General features: G+C 69.9%; 11 protein-coding genes and 1 pseudogene. 4 read left to right on the forward strand and 8 right to left on the reverse strand.

Translation table 11 applies throughout. The features are described from left to right. A partial coding sequence (locus D7V93_RS18510) for an alpha amylase C-terminal domain-containing protein (RefSeq protein WP_120644673.1) occupies positions 1-2,997 on the forward strand: 2,997 nt, incomplete at its 5' end. On the opposite strand, the gene D7V93_RS18515 is transcribed toward D7V93_RS18510, so the two are convergent. From D7V93_RS18515 to D7V93_RS18525, 3 genes are all read right to left on the reverse strand, one after another. Continuing rightward, complete coding sequence (locus D7V93_RS18515; protein WP_208723062.1) at positions 2,981-4,651, reverse strand: TldD/PmbA family protein; 1,671 nt, start codon at positions 4,649-4,651, stop codon at positions 2,981-2,983. The two genes, D7V93_RS18510 and D7V93_RS18515, sit on opposite strands and share 17 nt — an antisense overlap. Positions 4,652-4,813: 162 nt before the next feature. Further along, on the reverse strand, positions 4,814-6,133 hold the full coding sequence (locus D7V93_RS18520; RefSeq protein ID WP_120644682.1) for a nucleotide sugar dehydrogenase: 1,320 nt from the start codon (positions 6,131-6,133) through the stop codon (positions 4,814-4,816). A gap of 71 nt (positions 6,134-6,204) precedes the next feature. Then, positions 6,205-8,280, reverse strand: coding sequence for an alginate lyase family protein (locus D7V93_RS18525; protein ID WP_120644675.1), 2,076 nt, complete (start codon positions 8,278-8,280; stop codon positions 6,205-6,207). 243 nt (positions 8,281-8,523) lie between these two features. On the opposite strand from D7V93_RS18525, the gene D7V93_RS18530 reads away from it, so the two are divergent. The 3 genes from D7V93_RS18530 to D7V93_RS18540 all read left to right on the forward strand — a co-directional run bounded on the left by D7V93_RS18530 (position 8,524) and on the right by D7V93_RS18540 (position 10,465). Next, complete coding sequence (locus D7V93_RS18530; RefSeq protein ID WP_120644676.1) at positions 8,524-9,519, forward strand: histidine kinase dimerization/phospho-acceptor domain-containing protein; 996 nt, start codon at positions 8,524-8,526, stop codon at positions 9,517-9,519. Positions 9,520-9,644: 125 nt separating this feature from the next. Further along, a complete protein-coding gene (locus tag D7V93_RS46685) occupies positions 9,645-10,262 on the forward strand; it encodes a hypothetical protein (RefSeq protein ID WP_244237370.1) in 618 nt (205 codons plus the stop codon). Further along, positions 10,259-10,465 (forward strand): hypothetical protein, encoded by a 207-nt coding sequence (locus tag D7V93_RS18540; RefSeq protein ID WP_120644677.1) that lies wholly within the window; start codon positions 10,259-10,261, stop codon positions 10,463-10,465. The genes D7V93_RS46685 and D7V93_RS18540 overlap by 4 nt, the downstream gene beginning before the upstream one ends. Positions 10,466-10,541: 76 nt before the next feature. On the opposite strand, the gene D7V93_RS18545 is transcribed toward D7V93_RS18540, so the two are convergent. From D7V93_RS18545 to D7V93_RS47860, 5 genes and pseudogenes are all read right to left on the reverse strand, one after another. Beyond that, the gene (locus D7V93_RS18545) at positions 10,542-13,088 is read right to left on the reverse strand and encodes a response regulator (RefSeq protein WP_120644678.1); all 2,547 of its coding nucleotides are present in this window, start codon (positions 13,086-13,088) and stop codon (positions 10,542-10,544) included. A gap of 16 nt (positions 13,089-13,104) precedes the next feature. Then, a complete protein-coding gene (locus tag D7V93_RS18550; protein ID WP_120644679.1) occupies positions 13,105-13,686 on the reverse strand; it encodes a chemotaxis protein CheW in 582 nt (193 codons plus the stop codon). Positions 13,687-13,692: 6 nt separating this feature from the next. Further along, positions 13,693-14,106 carry a response regulator gene (locus tag D7V93_RS18555; RefSeq protein ID WP_120644680.1) on the reverse strand — a complete coding sequence of 138 codons (414 nt, stop codon included), beginning with the start codon at positions 14,104-14,106 and terminating at the stop codon, positions 13,693-13,695. After that, positions 14,103-15,710, reverse strand: coding sequence for a methyl-accepting chemotaxis protein (locus D7V93_RS18560; protein ID WP_120644681.1), 1,608 nt, complete (start codon positions 15,708-15,710; stop codon positions 14,103-14,105). Before D7V93_RS18560 ends, D7V93_RS18555 begins: the two co-directional genes overlap by 4 nt. A 32-nt stretch (positions 15,711-15,742) precedes the next feature. Continuing rightward, positions 15,743-16,160, reverse strand: a pseudogene (locus D7V93_RS47860) (CheR family methyltransferase); the annotation flags it as partial.

A 16,160-nucleotide genomic window follows, 5' to 3' on the forward strand; every position in this document is an offset into this window, starting at 1 on the left:
CAGCAGAAGGCCGCCGCCGCGAAGGCCGCCGCCGCCCGCCGGAACACGTCCGGTTTCGAATCCACCCCGGCCCCCGGAGCCCGAGGCCCGGCCGCCGCCATCGCCCGCTCCGGCAACACCGGCACCCTGCTGGGCGCCGCGCCCACCTCCGCGGTGCGTCCGGGCGCCACGGTGGAGAAGCCCGTCACGCGCACCATCACGTTCACGTACGACGCGGGCCCGCACAACCAGCTCACCAACCCGAAGCTCAAGGGCAGCTGGGACGCGGACGGCCGCTTCAACGCCGAGTGGAGCGGGGGCGGCATCCCCATGAAGCCCCTGGGCAACGGCAAGTACGAGGCCACCGTGAAGGTGGCGGACGACGGGCTCGCCCGCAACTGGGAGTGGGGCGTCAGCGTGGACGGCCCCACCGGCAAGGACCAGTGGGCGGTGATGGGCGAGGGCAACCTCAAGCTGGACCTGTCCAAGCCCACCGCGTCCTATTCGCCCACGACGTACCACCAGATGGGCGCGCAGCGCTCCGGCCAGGACGTGTCCTTCAAGTTCTGGGCACCCGACGCGCGCGCGGTGCAGGTGAAGGTCACCGACAAGCAGGGTCAGCAGCAGCGCATCCCGCTGACTCGCGATGAGGGCGGCAACTGGACCGCGCAGGCGAAGGGCGCCTGGAGCCAGCTGGAGGGCAAGTCCTACGTCTACGAGGTCGTGGACTCCACGGGCGCCACCAGCGACCGGCCGGATCCGTATGCGCGCCGGATGATGGGCGAGCAGCGCGGCCTGGACCGGCTCTTCCTGGACCCCATGCGCGGCAAGGAGGTGGACCGCTACTTCCCCGGCGCCACCGGCCTGATGCGCTTCGACGTGGACGACGCCGAGGACGCGGACAGCGCGTACCTCGTCCTCAAGGACGGCGACGGCAACCCGCTCAACAAGGCGCAGCTCCAGGAGCGCCTGGGCACGTTCGACGACACGCTCATCGACAAGATGCGGGGCGGGAAGTTCAACGACTTCTGGTCGCGCAACGTCACGGACGACGGCCGCATCAAGATGACGAACGAGGGCGGCGCGTGGACCACGCTCGTCAATGATCCGGCGAAGCTCGAGGGCCTGCGCTACGAGTTCCAGGTCTTCGACAAGGACGCGGCCGGCAAGCTGCACCTGCGCGACGACGTGAACAACGACGGGAAGCTCTCCCAGACGGAGCGCGTCTCCTCGTCGGAGAACGACCCCTGGAGCGACCTCATCACCGTGGGCAGCGGCGTGGACTTCCGCGGCTCCATCTTCACGGACCCCACGGCGTTCCAGTTCAAGAACGACAACGTGCCGCGTGAGAAGGACCCGTCGAAGTGGACGGTGTACCAGCTGCACGCGGGCAGCTTCCTGGGACAGGCGGGCAACGCCAACCGCTCCACCATGGAGGACCTGATCAAGAAGCTGGATTACTTCAAGGAGCTGGGCGTCACCACGCTGGAGCTGCTGCCCACGAACGAGGTGGAGGGCAGCCGCAACTGGGGCTACCTGGGCGTCAACAGCCTCGCGGCGGAGAGCTCCCTCGGCTTCGAGGATGAGACGGGCCAGTGGGTGGAGGGCGACGAGGCCCTCAAGCGCTTCATCGACGCGGCCCACGGCAAGGGCCTCAACGTGGTGTCGGACGTCGTCTACAACCACGTCTTCGGCGACCACAATGGCCTGTGGAACGTGGGCGGCCCCAGCAACCCGTACTTCAACTGGTCCAAGGAGCCGGGCAAGTTCGAGCAGCGCGACACGCCCTGGGGCTCCGTCCCCGCGTACAACACGCCGCAGGTGAAGCAGCTCTTCGTGGACCACGCCGTGCAGCAGGTGTCGGAGCTGAAGTTCGACGGCCTGCGATTCGACTTCACGGAGCCCATCAAGGGCGTGGGCGGCAAGGCGGGCTGGGACATGCTCCGGGAGATCAACCGCCAGGTGCACTTCGTGAACCCGAACGTGTGGACCGTGGCGGAGCAGTTCGACTACGACCCGGCCATCTCGCGCCCGGCGCAGCCGGACGGCACGGGCGGCGGCTTCGACGCCCAGTGGTACACGGAGTTCCAGCACCGGCTCATCAACGACAACAGCAAGCCGGGCCTGGTGCAGGCCGCCGCGCGCGGGCTGAAGACGGACGTGGACGCGTTCGTCAATCTCATGACGTCGCCGCGCGGCCTGGACAGCTGGAAGAACGCGCTGTCCATCATCTCCAACCACGACGAGGTCGGGAACGCGCAGCGCACGATGAACACCGCGGAGGGTGAGAAGGCCACCGACTTCCCGGACCAGTGGACGCGCGGCGCCGCCCGCTTCGCCGCCGGCATCGGCATGGCCGGCCCCGGCATCCCGATGTTCTTCCAGGGGGACGAGTTCGGCGCGCAGAACGACTTCCGCTGGGGCAACCCCTCCACCTGGGACAGCAACTGGAGCTGGCAGGACGTGGGCAAGGACGTGGACTTCACGAAGGTCACCTTCAACGACGCGACCAAGGCCACCTACGAGCGCCTCTTCACGCTCCCCCCGGACGCGCAGACGAAGGACGCCGCCTACAAGGCCTTCTCCGCGGACGACCGCAAGCTGTTCAAGGAGATCTCCTCCCTCCCCGCCGACGAGCGCAAGGGCGCGATGCTGGACGTCACGCGCCGGCAGAGCTTCAGCTTCTACAAGGACGCCATCGGCCTTCGGAACAGCAGCCCGGCCTTCAGCGCGGCGGCGGAGGTGAAGCGCGTCTACACCCACAACGACGACAGCGTGATGGCCTTCACGCGCAAGTCGGGCAACGAGGAGTTCCTCGTCGTAGGCAGCCTCAACAAGAAGAACCTGGACGGCTACGCCCTGCCGCTGCCCCCCGGGCAGTGGAAGGAAGTGCTGAACAGCGACGCCTCCGCGTACGGCGGCGGCAACTTCGGCAACTTCGGCGCCACGCTGAACGGCGGGAACACCAAGGTGAACATCCCCGCCGCCGGCTACGTGGTGCTCAAGAAGGTGGGGTAGCCGTCGGAGCGGCCGGGCTGGGGAGCAGGGGCGGCCGGTCCTTGCCCTCCATCGCCCGCTGCAGCTCCAATTCCTGGAGCAGCACCGCGGGCGCCACGGTGGACACGGGCACGTTGCCGCTCTCCGCGCCGCAGAAGCCGTTGAACACACCCAGCCGCTGGCCGGTGGCGAGGATGCGGTTCACCGAGGAGAGCGGCGTGCCGACGATCTCCACGCCGCGCACCAGCGTCTCCTCGCCCGTCTTCACGTCCACGCGGTACACCATGCGCGGCACGCCCTTGAAGGCCTGGTAGCCGAAGCTGGACGTGTTGGTGTTGCCGCCGGTGATGTCGCGGATGATGAGCCCGTAGGGCTTGCCCTGCCGCTTCGCCTCCGCGATGAGCCGCTTCTTCAGCTCCACGTCGCTCACCTGCTTGGAGCTCTCCACCAGCAGATTGGCCATGCGCGCCACCGGCTGGAGCGTGCCCTGCCCGCGCCCGTGGCCGTTGGACTGCGTGAAGCCCTCCACCGGGTGGCGGCTCATCAGGTAGCCCTTGAGCACGCCCTTCTCCACCAGGCTCACCGCCTGCCCCTTCACGCCCTCCTCGTCATAGAGGTAGTAGCCGTTGAGCGGCTCGCCGTTGATGTCCCGCTTCGACGGATCATCCCGGAGCGACAGGAACGTTGGGAGGATCTGCTTGCCCTCCTGGCCCTTGAACGTCTTGCCGTCGTTGTCGCCGTCCTGCCGGTCCGCCTCCAGCCGGTGGCCCAGCGTCTCGTGGAAGAGCACGCCCGCGGCCTCCGGCGCCAGGATGGCCGGCCCCGCGTACGGGACGATGGCCGGCGCCTGCCGCAGCGCGAGCAACTCGTCGATGACCTTCTGCGCCGCCGCGTGCACCTTCGCGTCGTCCGGCATCCCCGCCTCGGTGGGCAGGTAGAAGCTGCGCGAGTCGTCCAGCATTTGCCCGTCCGGCGCGCGCGTCACCGCGGAGACGTGCAGCCCGTACAGCGTCTCCTCCGTGATGAGGCGCGTGCCCTCGGACGACACGAACAGCCGCGTCGCCTTGTCCGCGGTGATGCGCACCTCCGAATCGAACAGCTCCGGGTGCGCGTTGAAGCGCGCGGACACCTCACGCGCGAGCTTGCGCCAGCGCTCGCGGTCGAACGGGAAGGCCACCGGCGGCTGCACCCAGGTGGCGGGCGCCTCCTTCGAGAAGGACGGGGGCCGCTTGGGGTCCTCCACCGCGTAGACGTCCTCGCCCTTCTTCTTCAGGAACTGGAAGAGCGCGGCCTTGTACTTCTCATCCGTGACGAGCCACAGCGCCGTGCGCAGCGCGAGCGGCGAGTCGTCCAGCGGCCCCTCCTTGCGCGCGGTGAAGCTGGAGCCCTTGCTGGTGCTGAAGCCGAAGTCGAGCGAGTCCGCGACGGAGCTGTCGAAGTCGTAGCTGCCCACGCGCACGTCCACGCCCAGCTTGCGCTCGCGGTAGTCATCGTCCTGGAACACCGCCCCGTAGCGCGCGACGAGCAGCCGGGACTGGTAGTCCTTCACCAGGTAGCTCAGGAAGTACGGCGCCTCGTGGCCGCTCACCTTGAGCTGCTGCTGGTTGCGCGTCAGCTCCGTCGCCATCGCCTCCAGGAGCTGGGAGCGGGCATCGGGCGCGGGCGCCGCGCCCATCAACAACGACGCGGCTGCGAACAGCGGGAACAGGGGACGGAAGGCTCTGGGCACGAAGCCCACTGTAGCCAAAAAAGGGCGAGGGCCCTCCCCTCACGCGCCGCCCCTCCCGGCGACGCGTGAAGCGAGGACCCTCTCGCCTGCCCCTGCTTCAAAAGCCCGTTACGCCTTGAGGATCTTCTCGCGTCCCTCCGTGACGGCCTTGGTCGCGTTGCGCGTGTCGATGACGATGTTCGAGCGCTGCACCAGCTCGTTGTAGTCCACGTGCGAGTGGTCCGTCAGGATGATGACCACGTCGTACTGGTTGAGCGTCTCCGGATCCAGGGGGACGGACTTCATCTCCATGTTGAAGCCGTGGCCCTTGTGCAGCTCCTTCACGAACGGGTCGTGGTAGCTGATCTCCGCGCCCTTCTCCTTGAGCAGCGTCATCACGCGCAGCGACGGGGACTCGCGGAAGTCGTCAATGTCCTTCTTGTACGCCGCGCCCAGGCAGAGGACCTTCGCGCCGTTGAGGACCTTCTTGTTCTGGTTGAGGGCCTCCATGGTGCGCTGCACCACGTAGTAGGGCATCTGCCAGTTCACCTCACCGGCCAGCTCGATGAACTTGGTGTGGAACTCGAACTCGCGCGCCTTCCACGTCAGGTAGAACGGGTCGATGGGGATGCAGTGCCCGCCCAGGCCCGGGCCCGGGTAGAACGGCTGGAAGCCGAAGGGCTTGGTGCTGGCGGCCTGGATGACCTCCCAGACGTCCACGTTCATGCGGTCGCAGAGCATCTTCATCTCGTTGACCATCGCGATGTTCACGCAGCGGTAGATGTTCTCCAGCAGCTTGGAGAGCTCCGCCACGCGCGTGGAGGACACCGGGACGACTTCCTTCAGGGCGCTGCCGTAGAGGGCGACCGCCACCTCGAGGCACGCGGGCGAGTAGCCGCCGACGACCTTCGGAATCGTCTTGGTGTTGAAGCCCTTGTTGCCCGGGTCCTCGCGCTCGGGGCTGAAGGCCAGGAAGAAGTCCACGCCCGCCTTGAGGCCGCCCTTCTCCAGCAGGGGCTTGAGGATCTCCTCGGTGGTGCCCGGGTAGGTGGTGGACTCCAGGATGAAGAGCTGGCCGGGACGCACGTACGGCGCCAGGGCCTCGCCCGTCTGGATGATGAAGCTCATGTCCGGCTCACGCGACGCCGTCAGCGGCGTGGGCACGCAGATGATGACGCAGTCCAGCTCGCGGGACTTGGCGAACTCGTTCGTCGCCTTGAGCTTGCCCGCCTTGGTGAGCTCCGCCAGCGGCTCGCTGGGGATGTGCTTGATGTAGCTCTCACCCTTGGCGATCTTGTCGATCTTGCGCTGATCCACGTCCAGGCCGGTCACCTTGAAGCCGGCGTCCGCGAACGCCATGCCCAGGGGAAGACCGACGTAACCGAGACCCACCACGCCCACCTTCGCCTCCCGATTGCTGATCCGCTCCAGCAACGGGTTGCCAACCATCACGCGCATTGTCGTTACTCCCAGCAGTTGACGTGTGGCCTCGCCGGCTCACACGTCCCGACCCACACCATTCACCTGAAGACGAACACCCACCCCAGCCTCGCCGGAGGCGCCAGCTGCCTCCGGAACTCCACCGACACCGCCGGCACCACCCGTCCATACCCGGGCGAGTAGCGCGACGGCACGAGCGAGGTCTCCAACCCCCGCTCCAGCAGCACCCAACCCACGGGCGCCTCCGCCGGTCCAATCTCGATGGCCCGCGCTTCGAAGGCCTCAGGGCCCTCTTGCACGCGCCGGGCCCGCGCAATGACTGCCGCGTCGGGCTCACACCACCGCGCCTGCCCATCGGGCAGATGCAAACGTCCCACCACCTCATGACGGCCCGTACCGACGAGCCGGTCTCCCACGGCCAGCGCGCGCACGTGCCGGTCCAGGAAGAAAGTCCTCTCAATGCCTACCGGCGACGGAAGGCCGCGGAACCCGTCGTGCCGCACCACCAGCCGGTCGTGCACCGCGCCGGGCTGGAAGGCCACGACGCGAGCCCGTGCATCCTCCGGCAGCGCGAACAGCCGCGCCGGATCCAACGGGGCCTGCTCCGCCCCATCCACCTGAAGCGTGTTGTGCGCCGCGGTGCTCCGCATCGCGTTGCGCAGCGCCGGATCCCGCGTGTACGAACCCGTGCCGGGGTCGACGATGACGGGGCGGCCATGAACATGAAGCTCGAAGGAAAGCTTGTCGTTGTGGCTGTGTCCTCCGACGCCCCGCTGCCCCTGTTTTCCGGCCGAGACTGTGAGCACGACACCCGCGCCGCGCAAGGTGTGAAATCCACCTTCCGCGAAGCTCACCGACGCGGGCGCCGGCGCCACGGGCAGCGCGTTGAAGCGCGCGAGGCCCGTCTCGCCCAGGAGCCACGCCGCCTCGTCCGGGAACACGCCGCCCGCGAGCCCCACGTCGTTGAAGAGCGCCGCGCCCAGGCCCGAAAGGTAGCCCTGCTCGCGATCATCCCGGTCCTGGAACGGAAACACACGGCCCGAATCGTTGTCGCCAATCTGCGGCGCCAGCCCTGCTTCGGAAGACCAGGCGCGGGACGCCACGTACATCAATCGCAGACGCGCTTCGTACGCGGGCCCCAGGGACACGCCCGCGCCGCGCGCGACGAGCCAGGCCAGCGTGAACAGCTCCACCGACAGGCGGTGGTAGGGAATGGAGCCCTCGAAGGACGTGCCCTCGGGGTGCACCTGCGCGTCCATCTGCGCGCGCAGGCCGTTCGTGGCGAGCGCCACCTGTCCGGGCGCGCCCGGCAGCTCCGGGAACAGCAGCCCCACCACCGCGAGCCCCACGTAGTTGGACACCAGGTGGTTGTTGGGCACCGCGCCGTGGTCCTCCAGGTGGGCCTCCACCCACGCGGAGTGCTCGGTGAGCGCGCCCAGCACGGGCACCAGGAACTCCGGACGGCGCACCTCCGGCGCGTCCGCGAACATCACCAGCGCCTGCGCGAGGTTGGCCGCGCGCAGGGCAATCTCCATGGGGCAGGTCCAGTGGACGCCCGTGCCCACGGGGTTCGCCTGTAGGAAGTCCAGCGTCTGCGCCACGAAGGCCGTGGCCAGCCGCGAGCGCTCCTCGGACGTGTCCGCAACCCACGCGCCCTGGGCCAGCGCCACCAGGCTGTCCAGCCGGCCCATCACCCACGGGTACTTCGGATCCATGCCCGGCACGAGCAGCCGCAGGCTCTCCACGGGTTCGGCCGGGTAGCGCTTGCCGCTCAGCGCATCCAACGACCAGTCCACCGCACGGCCCTCGCCGAAGGACACCGGCGTGCCGAAGACGTTCCACTCCTGCTTGAGCGCCTGCGCCGCGCGGACCTTCGTGCGCTCCTTCGCACCCGGAAGCTTCTCGAGGGCGGCGCGGACGGACTCGCGCTGCGACAGCTCGCACCAGGCCCGCGACGTGCGGTGGTCGAGCGCCAGCGTCACCAGCGCTTCGGCCGTGGTGGCACCGAAGGACTCCAGGAGCTGGGCCTCATCGGCCTGCTCGCGACGGCGGTAGATGGCCTGCCGTGCGACGCCCTGGACACGGCGGACCGCGCTCTTCGCCAGGGCTCCTGGCGCCATCCGAGCGATCGCCGCGTAGTACTCGAGAGTTCCCATCCGCCCCTTCCAGACCGACCTGACGTGGGCAGGAGATAGCAAGCGCCCGGCCAGCGCCTTTTCCCAGCAAGTCCAGGGGTTTGCCGCAACCCTCCTCCCAGAAGGACGGTAAAATTGTCCGTTCCTGCCGATCACGCTGGGTAAAGGATTGCCGATGCGCGCCGGAAGAAATGCCCAGCGAAGGAGCCGTTGCGCCTCCACCCAGTCATGACCATTCCTTGGCGCGTGCGGGCTGGGGCTTGGATGGGGCGGCGCATCGAGGACGACCTCGATGCCAGGGTGGAAACGACGCTGACGGCGGTGGCCGAGCAGGCGCTGCGCAATGGATCGCGCGCGGGCCTGGAGGCTCTCCTGAAGGCGACATTGCGGCTGACCGGTGCGACCGGCGCGGCCCTCTATGAAGGACGCGCGTGCGTGGTGAAGGTGGGGCGGGTCCCCGCCCTTCCGAAGACAGCGGTGAAGCGCGGTGCAAGGCCCTCCGTGCTGGAGGTGTGGCCTGCCCCGCTGACGACGTCGCAGCGGCACGTGGTGGCGCGCTTCGGTGCGTTCGCCCCGGCGCTGCTCGCGGCCCATGCGCGCGAAGTGGCGCAGGGCGCGCGGCACTCCCGGCTCCTGGAGGCGAAGACGCGCCTGGAGCGCACGGTGGGGACGCTGGAGAAGCGCAGGTCCCGCGCGGCGCACGACCTGCGCACGCCCCTGATGGTCATCAAGGGCTACGTGGACATGATGCTCAAGGGCACCGCGGGGCCGCTCAACGCGCAGATGCAGCGCTACCTGGAGCGGCTCGCGAAGTCCGCCACGGACCAGAAGGACCTCATCGACCGGCGCCTGTCACCGCTGGCCCCGGCCCTGGACGACCTGCGCCCCGTGTTGCGGAGCGCCTTCGCGCCCACGCCGGGACGCAGGCAGGCCCCCCCCACGCTGACGCTGCCCGGGGAGCGGGCCGTGTCCGTGCGAGGCACCCGGGCGGACTGGGAGCTGCTGGCCCGCACCGTGGCCCGGAGCACCGGGGGCGCGGTCGCCGTGGACGTCCACCTGGGCCCCGCGCTGGACGCCACCCAGTGGCTGCTGCGCGTCCGGGCGTGCCCTGGCGCGGCCCTGGCGCCCCGCACGGAGGCCGTCCTGCGGCACCTCGCGGAGCGGCTGGGGGGCACGCTCGCCGTGCACCAGGAGCCCCGGCTGGAGCTCGCCTTCGTGTTCCCGGGCGACGACGCCTTCGCGGTGCCTGCTCACCGCTAAGAGTGTGAGACTTCGGGAAACGTCGGGATATCGCACGAAAGGTAGGCGGAGGTCGCAACTCGCCTACCTGGCCTTGCGATAAAAGGGAAAGCTGTTTTCCTTCCTGCCCTCGAAGGTCTCCCCCCATGAAGGTCTCCCGGAATTCGAGCATCCGCTCCACGAAGTCCGAGTCCGCGCTGTCGTCGCCCCCCAAGCGCAGCAACTCCGTGGATTCGAAGCCCAACACGACGACGACGCGCCCCACGCGTTCGAACTCGGCGCCCCCGCCCACGCGTCCGCCGAGCGACCTGTCCACCGGCAGCGCGTCGCGCACCCGTCCTCGCAACCCCGACGGGGCCGCGCGGGTGAACGGGGCGGAGGCGGGCGCCGCCAAGAAGCCGACGACGAATTCGGAGATCCGCAACTGGTACAACCAGAAGGTCGCCAGCATCCCGGCCAACGACGCGAAGCTCAAGGCGCAGGGCGCGTCGCTCGAGGACCGCGCGAAGGCGGCGGTGAAGATCCGCCACGAGGCCCGCCTCGAAGCGCGCCAGTTCATGAGCAACCCGTTCGAAGTCGCGATGCTCAAGGCGCGTGACTTCTTCACCTACGGCCGGCTGGACGGTCCCTCGTTCGATCAGCTGGTCAAGGGCGCCAAGGCGAAGGGGTTGACTGGGGACGCCGTCTACCAGAGCCTTATCGACAGCTCGAAGCGCACCAACCAGACCGTGAACAACCACTTCAACCAGCAGGCCAAGCTATGACGGGTGATCAATTCCTGAAGCAGAAGCTGGAATGGGTGAAGACGTCGGATGCGCTGCATCCGCTGCGCACCAAGGCGGAAGGCCAGGAGCTGCGCATCCGCATCGGCGACTTCCCCGAGGAGTCCATGTACACGCTGCTCGTCGGCGAGCAGGAGGTCGCGCAGTTCGACGACTGGCCCAAGTCGTGGGTCCGCCCCCGCTGAGCTGAAAGCCGCTGAAGTGACGACGCCCTGTCCTCCGCTCGCGCGAAGGCCAGGGCGTTGTGCTGTCCGGGCAGCGCTACTGTCCGCTTGACGCGGGCAACAGCTGGCGCACGAGCTCCAGCAGCTTGCCGCGCTCCACCTCGCGCTTGACGAGGTAGCCGTCCGCGCCGGCCTCCAACCCCGCCGCGCGGTCCTCCTGGCTGTCCAGCGACGTCACCAGGATGATGGGCGTGCGCCGGAACATCGGGTGTCCCTTCATCCGCCGCGCCAGGCCCACGCCGTCCAGCCGGGGCATCTGCCAGTCGCTGACCACCAGGTGGCAGTGGACGCGGTCCAGCACGGCCCACGCCTCCTCGCCGTCCGCGGCCGTCACCACCGGGTAGCCGGCGATCTCCAGCAGCGACTTCATCGCGAAGCGCGTCGTCAGCGAGTCGTCGCACACCAGGATGCGCGGCAGCTTCGTCTCATTCAAGGCGCTGCGCATCTCCGGCTTGGCCGCGCGCAGCAGCTCCAGCGCGTTGAGCACCGGCACCACGCGGCCGTCGTCCAGCACCGCCGCGCCCGCCAGGTGCGGGACGCCCTGCAGGTGCTTCCCGAGCGAGCGGACCACCAGCTCCTGCTGCCCCACCACCTCGTCGATGGCGTACAGCACGCGCTCGTCGCCCAGCGCCAGCAGCACCGCCGTCTGCCGCCTCCCGGACTCCAGCGCGAGCTCCAGGCGCGGCAGCCCGATGGCCTCCGACAGCGTCAGGAAGGTGAGCTGTTCGCCATCCAGCCGCGCCACCACGCGTCCCGCCACCGTGCCGATGTCATCCTTGTCCAGCCGCAGCACCCGCTTCACGGTGTCGGAGGGAATCGCGGTGATGGTGTTGCCGGTGCGCACCAGCAGGCCCAGGGCCGCGGCCAGCGTGAGCGGCAGGTCCACGATGAAGCGCGTGCCCTTGCCCTGCGTGTACTCCACGTCCGCGGAGCCCTGGAGCCGCTGCGCGGTGGCCAGCACCACGTCCAGCCCCACGCCACGTCCCGACGTGGAGGTGACCTCCTCGCGCGTGGAGAAGCCCGGCTGGAAGATGAGCCGCGCCGCCTGCACGTCCGACAGCTTGTCCGCCGCCTCCTGGTTCATCAGGCCCCGGCGCACCGCCGTCGCGCGCACGCGCACCGGATCCAGGCCGCCACCGTCGTCCTCCACGATGACGCCGACGCGCGTGCCCCGCGCCTCCACCCGCACCGTCAACCGGCCCGCCTCCGGCTTGCCCGCCGCGCGCCGCGCCGCGGGCATCTCCAGGCCATGGTCGATGGCGTTGCGCACCAGGTGCACGAGCGGATCCTTCAGCGCGTCCACGATGCGCCGATCCAACCGCACCTCGGTGCCGCCCAGCTCCAGCACGACCTCCTTGCCCAGCCGCGACGCCGTCTCCCGCACGGTGCGCCGCAAGGGCTCCAGCACCTGCGAGGCCGGCACCATGCGCAGGTCGCGCAGGTCGTCGCGCACCACCTGCGCCACCAGCGCGTGCTGCTCGCCGTCGCGGTGCGCCTCCTTCGCCTGCTCCAAGAGGCGCTTCTGCATGCCGCGCATCAGGCTCACGCCGGTGCGCAGCGGCTCCAGCGCGGAGCCTCCCCCGGCCATGGCGAGCTGCGAGGCGGCGCGCTCCAGGTGCAGCAGCACCTCATGCGCCTGATCCGTCAGCGAGCGGTAGCCTTCGGTGCGCCGGCCCTGCTGCGCCCGCCCCGCCACCAGGTGCTCCACCTGGAGCGCCAGCGAGTCCAGCGTCTTCACCGACACGCGCACCGCGCGGTCCACCGCCCCGCCACCCCGGGCCTCGGAGGATGTCGTCGCACGGGGTGCGGGCTTCGGCACCGCCGGGGCCACGGCCACGGGCACTGACACCGCGCTCTCGATCTCGTCGTCCGACACGCCCAGCGCCGCGCGCAGGTCCACCAGCGCGCCCGCGACCTCCGACGCCGCGAGCCCCGCCGCGTCCCCGCCCTCCTCCATCCGCGTGAAGCCCAGCGCGGCGGCCTCGGCGAGCGAGGCCACCTGATCCGCCTGCGCGGACTCCGCGCTCAGCCGCAGCGCATGCGCCCGCTCCACCGCCGCGCGCACCGCGCCCGCCCGGTCCTCCACCTTGGGGGACACCAGCCGGCCCAGCGCCGCCTCCAGCGCCGACAGGATCCTCAGGCCGTCCACGCCCAGGGGGCTCGAACTCGCACCGCCCTCCGGCGACGGGGCGACCGCTTCGCCATGGCCCAGCGCCTGGAGCAGCGCGGACACGCCGTCCACCACGGGCTGCTCGCCCGCGTCGCCCCGGTTGAGGGCGTTCTCGATGGCGGACAGGCCCCGCAGCATCGCCTCCACGGCGGTGCGGGAGATGGGCTCCTCCACGTTGACGTGGGACAGCCCGTCCTCGATGGCGTGGACGATGCGTTCGATGTCGTCCAGGCCCAGGCTCGCCGCGGAGCCCTTGAGGCTGTGCACGACGCGCTTGAGCGACGGCAGCAGGTCCGGCTCGCGCGCGGCGGCCGGCTGCTCCAGCCCCAGCACCTTCGACCCGATGGCCTGGATTTGCTCCCGCGTCTCCGCGGCGAACACCGGCCAGATGCTGCGCAACAACTGCGGATCCATGAAACCCCAGTCCCCTCTAGCCGCGCCGAGCGGCCGCCGGGTTGCCCAGCTGCGTCAGGTCCAGCACCGTGAGCCGGTCCGTCGTCAGGAAGAGGAACGGGCCCGGCGGCGGCTGGGACAGCTCCGCGCGCGGCAACTCCCGCCGTCCATCCACCATTTCCGCCGCCAGCCCGAACGCCTCGTCCTCCATCTCCACCACGACGACCTTGCTCAGGTCGGACATGCCGCCGCCCTCCAGGCCCAACAGCTGCCGCAGGTCCAGCACCGGCACGATGCGCGAGCGGCTCACCACCGCGCCCAGCACGTGGCGCGGCGCCCCGGGCAGCGCGCACATGCCGCGCGCCTCCAGCACGTGGTCCACCATCTCGATGCGCACCGCGTAGCGCTCGCCGCCCACCTGGAAGGCGAGCACCGTGACGACCTCCTGGCGCTCCTCGTGGCGAGAGCCGGCCAGCGCCACGGCACGCGCATGGAGCACCTCGCGTCGCTTGTGGGCGCTCACCACGTGGGCGCCCTCGAGCAGCATCTGCGCCGCGTCGAGCGAGGCCTTCAGCTCGTCGAAGTCGATGGGCTGGTATTTGGGTTCGTCGCTGGGCATCGCGCTTTAGTACTTGGTGGCCGGCAGCTTGAGGATGTCCCGGACCTTCGAGCGGAGGTCATCCACCGAGACCGGCTTGTTGAGGAACGCGCTCGCGCCCACCAGCTTGCCCTTCTGCCGGCTCGCGTCGTCCTTCAGGGACGTGAGCAGCATGAAGGGCGTGTCGTGCAGCTTGGGGTCGCCCCGGATGGCGGCGCACAGCGCGAAGCCGTCCATCTCCGGCATCTGCACGTCGGAGATGATGAGGTCCGGCCGCTGCTCGCGCGCCCGCTTGAGGCCCACCGCGCCGTTGGGCGCGTCCACGAAGTCCAGCCCCCATCCCATCAGATACACCTGGAGGAGGTTGGTGATGGTCTTCGTGTCCTCCACGATGAGCACCTTCGCCGCCTTCTTGGCCCCGCCCGTCACGTTGCTGTTCATAGCTGGTACCTGCCCACTAGATCAGAGAAGCGCTTCGACAAGGTGGAGAGGTTGCCGGCCACCTGCTCGATGCGCCGGGTGCCCTCCACCGAATCACTCATGGCGGACGTCAGCTCGCCCATCGCCGTGGCGATCTGTTCCACCCCGATGGTCTGCTGCCGCGTGTTGCCGGCGATCTGCCGCGCGGCCCCCGACGACTCGCGGATGACCTCCGACAGTCCCAGGATGGTGTTGCCCGCGCTGCGCGCCAACTCCATCGCCGCCTGCGCGCGCCGGCTGCCTTCGTCCGTCGTCGTCACCGCCACACGCGTGCCCTTCTGCACCTCCCCCAGCAGCACCCGCACCTGATCCGCCGCCATGCGCGACTGCTCCGCCAGCGTGCGCATCTCCGTGGCCACCACCGCGAAACCACGGCCGTGCTCGCCCGCCTTCGCCGCCTCGATGGAGGCGTTGAGGGCCAGCAGGTTCGACTGTTCGGCCACGTCCTTCACCTGCCCGATGATGTCGCTGATCTGCAGCGTGCGCTCGTTCAGGTCGGTGATGGCCAGGGCGATGGCCTTCACCTGCTCGCCCAGCTTCTCCATGCCGGTCACGCTCTCCGTGACGACCTTCTGGCCCTCCGCGCTGAGCGACTCCGACTTCTGCGTCTGGGCGATGACGGCGTCCGCGTAGGACGTCGCCTGCTTGGACGTCTGGGCGATCTCCGCCACCGTGGTGCTGGTCTCGTTGATGGCGGAGGCCTGCTGGTGCGCCATCGCGGACTGCTGCGTGGACGTGGCCAGCACGTTCGCCGCCTCGTACTCCAGGTCCGTCGCCGCGCCCCGCAGGTCGTGGAGCAGGTGCGCCAGCGCGTCCGCCATGGTGGCGAAGCTGCGCGCCAGTTCGCCAATCTCGTCCGTGCCGCGGGTGTCGATCTGCTGGCGCAGGTCCCCCGCCGCGATGCCCACCGCCGCGCGCGCCAGCCGCTCCAGCGGCACGATGAAGAGGCCCGCCATGCCGGCCGCCGCCAGCAGGCCCACCACCAACACCAGCAGGCCCACGCCCGCGGTGCGCCAGGTGCTCGCGGAGAGCGCCCCCGACAGGGCCTCGCGGTCCAGCGCCAGCTGCACGGTGCCCACGCGCTGGGGCGTGCCGCCCGGCGGGCCGAAGAGGATGGGCGCCGTCGTCTCCACCACGGGCAGCGTGCCCACGGTCAAGAGCCGGTCCACCACCCCGTCGCCGTCCGCCGGCTCCACCGCGGTGGCACTCGCGAAGTGCTCCGCCGCCGAGCGCGCCAGCACCTTGCCGCCCGCATCCCGCACCACGATGTACGCGATGTCCGGCACGCTCTTGAGGGCCACGTCGGTGCCCAGTTGGAGCATCGTCGCGTCCTGGGCGGCGGCGGACGCGGACACGCTGAACGCCATGCCGATGCCCACCGCGCGCGCGCGCTTGGTGAGCTCGTCCAGCAGGCCGTCATGCATCTGCATCCAGAACGCGAAGGTCAGGATGCCGACCAGCACGATGCCGAACATGCCCGTGCCGACGAGGATCTTCGTCCGCAGGCTGAGCCGCGCCGAGTCCAGGCCTTCGGGCAGCGCCACCTTCATCCCTTGCACTTCCACGTTATCTCCACCTCACGTCGGGACGTGCGCCGTCAGCGCGCGCCCTGCCAGCCCATCTGCGAAGGACGGGGCGACAGCGCCTGCCGGAGCCCGCCCGCCGTCATCGTATTCTCTACCCCTCGCAGCGGGTGCTCGTCATCCAGTCCGTCCAGCGCGCGCAGCGCGTTCTGCCGCGCCCGCTCCGCCTCTTCCCGCCGATCCATGCGGCTGTAGAGCGACACCAGCGTGGCGTGTCCCAGCGCGAGCTGCGGCTCCAGGTACAGCGCCTTGCGCACCGCCTCCACCGCGGAGACCAGGTCGCCCCGCGCCTCGGCCACCATCGCCAGCAGCAGGTAGGCCTCCGGTGACAGCGCGCGCGCCGCCTCGCGCCCCAGCGCCTCCGCCTCGTCGTAGTGGCCCGCCTGCGCCGCCTCCAGCGCGCGCGTCAGCACCTGTCTCTTATACACATCT

The organism is Corallococcus llansteffanensis, from assembly GCF_003612055.1.
GTDB classification, from domain to species: Bacteria; Myxococcota; Myxococcia; order Myxococcales; family Myxococcaceae; genus Corallococcus; species Corallococcus llansteffanensis.